A 6,000-nucleotide genomic window follows, 5' to 3' on the forward strand; every position below is an offset into this window, starting at 1 on the left:
ACTCTATTATATATTGCCCCACTCAATAATGGTATTTCTTGCCCGCTGAAATGGTCGCAGAGCGGTACAGCTGTTCGAGCAGGATGATCCGCGCCATTTCGTGAGTGAAGGTCAGCCCGGAGAGGGAGATCTTCTTTTGGGCCAAGGTGCTGATCTTGCCGTCGAGTCCGGCCGCGCCGCCGATCACGAAGACCAGATGCCGGCCCGAAGCACCGCTCGTCTCGAGCCATTTCGCCAAGCTCTCGGAATCAGTCTTTTCGCCGCGGCGATCGAGAGTGATGACCGCGGCATCCTTCGGCAATCGGGCAATCAGCCGCGCAGCCTCATCCGCCATGGATCTTTCCGGTCCGAAAGAAGGCGTGATCGGCGCCGCCGCCACTTCCACGACCTCGATCTTGGCGAACGGCCGCAGCCTTTTCAGGAATTCGGCCTGAGCCGCTTGCCAGTGGTCTTCCTTAAGTTTTCCGACCGTCAGAACAGTGATTTTCAGCATATTTAAGCCCAGGCTGATTATATGGATACCGAGACATCTTGCCAAGTAGCCAAGTTTGTGCTAACTTATTATGTTTACCAGCTTTCCGGGTAGACGAGTTCGTTCACAATCAATCAGGCAGCTATCGGGCCGTTTCGGCTGCTGGGTTGCCAGGAGGTCATCATGGAACGCATCGTTGCCCACGCTTGTGAGAACAAGCGCCAAAAAGCGACAGCGCGGGGGAACGAGAGTTCCGCTCCGGGCTGGTTCCGCCGTGTCTTGATCCGGCTCGCTGGTTTCGTCTTGAAGCTTGCGCAGTCGGCGCTCGGACGCCTCGATATCGGATCGCGCCAAGACCGGCTCGTGGCCCGGCAGCAGATCCTCGCGCAGCCCGCCCTGCTGAGCTATGTGTTCGATTCCGCGAGCGACGCGATCATCGTGTCGGATCTGCGCGGCACGATCACCATGTTCAACAAGGGAGCCGAGGATATCTTCGAGATCGAGGCCGATCTGGCCAAGGGCGATAACTTGTTCCGGCTCTGCACCGAACGCGTACGGATCAATGGTCCGGACGTGAGCCAGATGCTCTGCCAGAACAGCGAGATCCGCAACCTGCGCACCCAGTTCGTGGGCTTGCGCGGCAAGATGACCCCGGGTCTGCTCACGTTGAATTTCGTGTGCGACGACCAGGGTCGGGAAGTGGCGATCGTCGCCGTGATCAAGGATAACACCGAGGTCGAGAAATTGACCCACACTGATGCCCTGACCGGTTTGTACAATCGCCGCTACTTCGATCACAAGATCAGGGAAGAGTACAATATGCTTTCCCGCGGCCAGATCCGCGAGATGACGCTCTTGTTCCTGGACATCGATTTCTTCGGGAACTTCAACAAGGAGTACGGCCACCAGATCGGAGATCTGGTCCTCCAGAAGGTCGGCGAAGTGCTGATGAATACCGTCCGCATCAGCGATGCGGCGACGCGTTACGGCGGCGAAGAGTTCGCCGTGATCGCGCCGCTCACGAACGAAGCTGGCGGACAGCTCCTGGCGGAACGCATCCGCCAGCGCATCTCGGAGATCCGGATCAGCATTCCCGGTAAGAAGGACGTCCGGATCACCGCTTCGATCGGGGTGAAGACGCACCGCTACCAGGAGCAGGAAACAGTCACGGTTCTCATCCAGCAGGCGAATATGGCCATGCTTGAAGCCAAGCGCGCGGGACGTAACCGCACGCATATCGGCTAGAGCCAGGTCTCCGGCCCCTGTCCGAACTTTCGGACGGGGGCCTTTCTTTATATATAGCGCGGGCGTCCAGCTGGCGCGGCAGCCGGTTGACAATCGACCGCCAATAGCTTAAGAAAGAGCTAAGTCCCGTTCTTTTACCAAAGCCAATCCGCGCCAGGAGGACAGCGATGAAAGACCAGAAAGAGAACAGCAACTACCTTGTGCCGATGGTCGTGGAACAGACACCGCACGGCGAACGTTCCTTTGACATCTATTCCCGCCTGCTCAAGGATCGCATCATTTTTTTGGGCAGCCAGGTCGATCCGGCCAGCGCTGGCTTGATTGTCGCTCAGATGCTGTTCCTGGACGCTGAAAATCGGGACAAGCCGATCAGCCTCTACATCATGAGTCCCGGCGGATACGTCACGGCCGGTCTCGCCATCTACGACGTGATGCAGCTCATCCACGCGCCGGTCTCGACGATCTGCATGGGCCAGGCCGCTTCGATGGGCGCCGTCCTACTCTGCGCCGGCGCCAAAGGCCTGCGCTACGTGCTGCCGAACGCCGAGGTGATGATTCACCAGGTCCTCGGCGGCGCTGAAGGCCAGGTCGCGGACGTGAAGATCCGTGCGGCTCACATGGACAAGACCAATGAGCGCTTGCTGAGGATCATTGCGGAACATACGGGCCAGTCCCTCGAGAAGGTCCGCCGGGACGCCGATCGCGACAACTTCATGTCGGCCGAAGAAGCCGTCGCTTACGGCCTCGCCGACGCGATCATGCAGAAAGCTCCGTTCGTCAAGAAGTGATCGTCGCCGTTCTGGCGCCGCGATCCAGCCGGTCAGGGTTCGCCTGGCCGGTTTTTTTATCGGCGGCCGGAATCTTCGAGGCTGCGCCCTCGCGGCTGAAAAAATAGTGATAATTATTTTCAATCGTTCTCATTGCGCCCGGCGCGCTGATTGCCCGCGCGCGGTCTCCGGAGAAAAGGTGCGCTTGTCCACAATCAGTGGATATCCTGCCCGGCAGCAGCGGTTTTAAGCTCAAATGGGGCACACCAGCCCCATCTTGACACTCCCTTGCCGCGGGTCTTGACAGGTTTTTTGATTTAGTCCATAATGGACCCACGTTCGAAATAGACGATTGTCCACAAATAGCCGGTTGAGAGGTCGTCTGTCGCGAACGGTTCGTAAACTATGCAAAACAAGGTTTCATCAATTTCAAGCGGCTGACTTCATCCGAATTGTTGATGTAAGTTTCGACCGCTTGGAAGGCGGTCTTTTTTAAAGGGTTCACGGATTTGGCCTCGTAAGCAGACAACGATGACAGCGCGTCTCGTTCTCTACTTCTGGGGCTGAACGCCACGGAAAAGACGTTCGCACCAGGGACTTTGACAATTGAATTAGCAAGTCGAGAGAAGGTCTAAACGTCAACAATACAGCTGACACGAAGACGAGGACGTTTTCGTGTTTCAGTGGTGAGAGAGCAATTAAGGGCACATGGTGGATGCCTCGACACAAAGGGCCGATGAAGGACGTAGCAGCCTGCGAAAAGCTCCGGGGAGGTGGCAAGCAACCTTTGATCCGGAGATGTCCGAATGGGGAAACCTGGTCTGGCGTTGAGTCAGATCGCGATCCAGGGTGACCTGGTGAGCGGGTACCCGCTGAAGTGAAACATCTCAGTAAGCGGAGGAAAAGAGAAAAATTCAGTCGTTAGTCTCAGGCCGCGTTTAACGCGGCAACGCGTCATGCGCGTCTGAGTCTAGCGGCTACATTCCCTGAGTAGTGGCGAACGAAAGGGGAGGAGCCCAAACCTATTCCATGGTTTGCCGCACCGAGTTCGGATAGCAATATTCGTACCACGGGTGGCAAATAAAGATGCGAGTCGTTGTGGAGCAGGTGTAGATCGGGTTCTGCTGGGGGCGCTCGTAACACCCCGGCGAAGGCGTGTTTCTTAGTCGAACGAGCTGGAAAGCTCGGCCAAAGACGGTGATAGCCCGGTAGGTAAAAAGAAACTCGTCTCCGTAGCAGAACTACGTAAGTAATCCGGGACTCGTGAAATCCCGGATGAATCAGCGACGACTATGTCGCAAGGCTAAATACTCTTTGTGATCGATAGTGAACAAGTACCATGAGGGAAAGGTGAAAAGTAGCCCGGGAGGGCGATGAAATAGTATCTGAAACCGTGTGCTTACAAGGAGTTAGAGCCCCAAGTCAGGCGCAAGCCTGGCGGGGTGATAGCGTTCCTATTGAAGAATGAGCCGACGAGTTAGCTGCGTGTCGCTTGGTTAAGCCCCTGAGGGGGTGGAGCCGTAGTGAAAGCGAGCCTTAACGGGCGCAGTCGACTTTCAACTCTGAGCCGGATTTATTCGGCCTGGAGTTGATTGTCGACAGGTGGCACGCACTAGACCCGAAACCCGGTGAGCTAGCCATGACCAGGATGAACCAGGGGTAAAACCCTGGGGAGGTCCGAACCCACATGCTGTGCAACACATGGGGATGAGTTGTGGCTAGGGGAGAAATTCCAATCGAACTGGGTGATAGCTGGTTCTCCGCGAAATAGCTTTAGGGCTAGCGTTGAGCGCTGAAACGTGTGGGGGTAGAGCACTGAAAGGGAACCGGTGGAGTAATCCTACGGTTTCCTACCAAACTCCGAATACCACGCGCGAATGCTCGGCAGTCAGACTATGGGGGCTAAGCTCCATCAGTCGCAAGGGAAACAGCCCATGATCTCCGACTAAGGTCCCTAAATCTCAGCTAAGTGTGAAAGGCGGTAGGGTGACTTATACAACCAGGATGTTGGCTTAGAAGCAGCCATCATTTAAAGAAAGCGTAACAGCTCACTGGTCAAGTTATCCCGCGCCGAAAACATACCGGGGCTCAAGCTGAGTACCGAAGTCGAGGGCTTGTCCCGCAAGGGGCGAGCGGTAGCGGAGCGTTCTCTGGTGAGTGAAGTCGGACCCGTGAGGGCCGGTGGACGCCAGAGAAGTGCGAATGTCGGCATAAGTAGCATAAATGAAGGCGAAAACCCTTCACGCCGTAAACCCAAGGTTTCCTGGGCAACGCAAATCGTCCCAGGGTTAGTCGGTCCTAAGGCGAGGCCGAAAGGCGTAGTCGATGGACAGCTGGTTAATATTCCAGCACTTCCGTACGCGTCGATGGGATGACGCATATCGAAATTCCGAGCGATCTTCGGCTATGATCGTCGCGAGGGCGCAAGAGGGCTGCTTGGTAAATCCGGCAGCGTAAATCAAGCGCTCGTCGAAAGCCGGCCGCGAGGCTGGCAATTCGGAAGCACGAGGTGCCTAGAAAAGTCTCTAGAGCTATCGCGTGCGGAAACCGTACCATAAACCGACACAGGTGGGTGGGCACAAGCGTGCCAAGGCGAACGAGAGAACCATCGTTTAGGAACTCGGCAAAAAAGTGGCCGTAACTTCGGGATAAGGCCTGGCCGTCGAAAGACGGCCCGCAGCAAGCGTATGCTTTCCGACTGTTTACCAAAAACACAGGTCCCTGCTAAGCCGCAAGGCGATGTATAGGGGCTGATGCCTGGCCAGTGTCAGAACGTTAAGGAGAGAGGTGAAACTCGTCGCAAGACGGATGTAGCTTTGAACCGAAGCGCTGATGAACGCCGGCGGTAACTATAACCGTCCTAAGGTAGCGAAATTCCTTGTCGGGTGAGTTCCGACCCGCACGAATGGCATAACGAGGGAGCAACTGTCTTAACGATGGACTCGGCGAAATTGCAAGGGGAGTGAAGATGCTCTCTACCAGCAGCTGGACGAAAAGACCCCGTGAAGCTTTACTACAACTTGCTATTGGATTTAAGTTGCGCATGTTCAGCGTAGGTGGGAGCCTTCGGGCGCCAATGAGACACCACCCTTGTGTTATTTAAATTCTAATCCTGTGACTTCACAGGTCGCGAAAAGTTCTTGCCCGGTTCGCCGGGCGCGTTCCTTACATTTTTCGCGATCGTTGCAGTCACAGGAGACAGTAGCTGGTGGGTAGTTTGACTGGGGCGGTAGCCTCCTAAAAGGTAACGGAGGCGTTTACAAAGGTAGGCTTAGCTCCGATGGAAACGGAGCTGGACGCGCAAACGCACAAGCCTGCTTTACTGGAAGTCCGACAAGACGACCAGTCGCGAAAGCGGAAGTTAGTGATCCGACGATCCAATATAGGATGGTCGAAGCTCAACGGATAAAAGCTACTCCGGGGATAACAGGCTGATCGGGTCCAAGAGTCCACATCGACGACCCGGTTTGGCACCTCGATGTCGGCTCATCGCATCCTGGGGCTGGAGAAGGTCCC

General features: G+C 56.0%; 4 protein-coding genes and 1 rRNA gene. 3 read left to right on the forward strand and 2 right to left on the reverse strand.

The annotated features are described in order from the left end of the window. Positions 1–22: 22 nt before the first annotated feature. Positions 23–493 (reverse strand): 23S rRNA (pseudouridine(1915)-N(3))-methyltransferase RlmH, encoded by a 471-nt coding sequence (locus tag WCT10_04605; GenBank protein ID MFA6604083.1) that lies wholly within the window; start codon positions 491–493, stop codon positions 23–25. 162 nt (positions 494–655) lie between these two features. On the opposite strand from WCT10_04605, the gene WCT10_04610 reads away from it, so the two are divergent. Beyond that, positions 656–1,717 (forward strand): sensor domain-containing diguanylate cyclase, encoded by a 1,062-nt coding sequence (locus WCT10_04610; GenBank protein ID MFA6604084.1) that lies wholly within the window; start codon positions 656–658, stop codon positions 1,715–1,717. Positions 1,718–1,884: 167 nt separating this feature from the next. Continuing rightward, positions 1,885–2,505: an ATP-dependent Clp protease proteolytic subunit gene (locus WCT10_04615; GenBank protein MFA6604085.1), complete on the forward strand. Its 621-nt coding sequence runs from the start codon at positions 1,885–1,887 to the stop codon at positions 2,503–2,505. Here the strand turns inward: WCT10_04615 and WCT10_04620 are convergent. Then, positions 2,495–2,740: a hypothetical protein gene (locus WCT10_04620; protein MFA6604086.1), complete on the reverse strand. Its 246-nt coding sequence runs from the start codon at positions 2,738–2,740 to the stop codon at positions 2,495–2,497. The genes WCT10_04615 and WCT10_04620 overlap by 11 nt on opposite strands. A gap of 432 nt (positions 2,741–3,172) precedes the next feature. Here WCT10_04620 and WCT10_04625 point away from each other — a divergent pair. After that, a 23S ribosomal RNA gene (locus WCT10_04625) occupies positions 3,173–6,000 on the forward strand; the annotation flags it as partial.

Source organism: Patescibacteria group bacterium (genome assembly GCA_041667185.1).
Taxonomy (GTDB): domain Bacteria; phylum Patescibacteriota; class Patescibacteriia; order SG8-24; family SG8-24; genus JBAYFM01.

Bases quoted from the DNA above. Each gene is read 5' to 3' on its own strand.
- WCT10_04605 (MFA6604083.1), bottom strand. From the start codon at position 493: ATGCTGAAAATCACTGTTCTGACGGTCGGAAAACTTAAGGAAGACCAC.
- WCT10_04610 (MFA6604084.1), top strand. From the start codon at position 656: ATGGAACGCATCGTTGCCCACGCTTGTGAGAACAAGCGCCAAAAAGCG.
- WCT10_04615 (MFA6604085.1), top strand. From the start codon at position 1,885: ATGAAAGACCAGAAAGAGAACAGCAACTACCTTGTGCCGATGGTCGTG.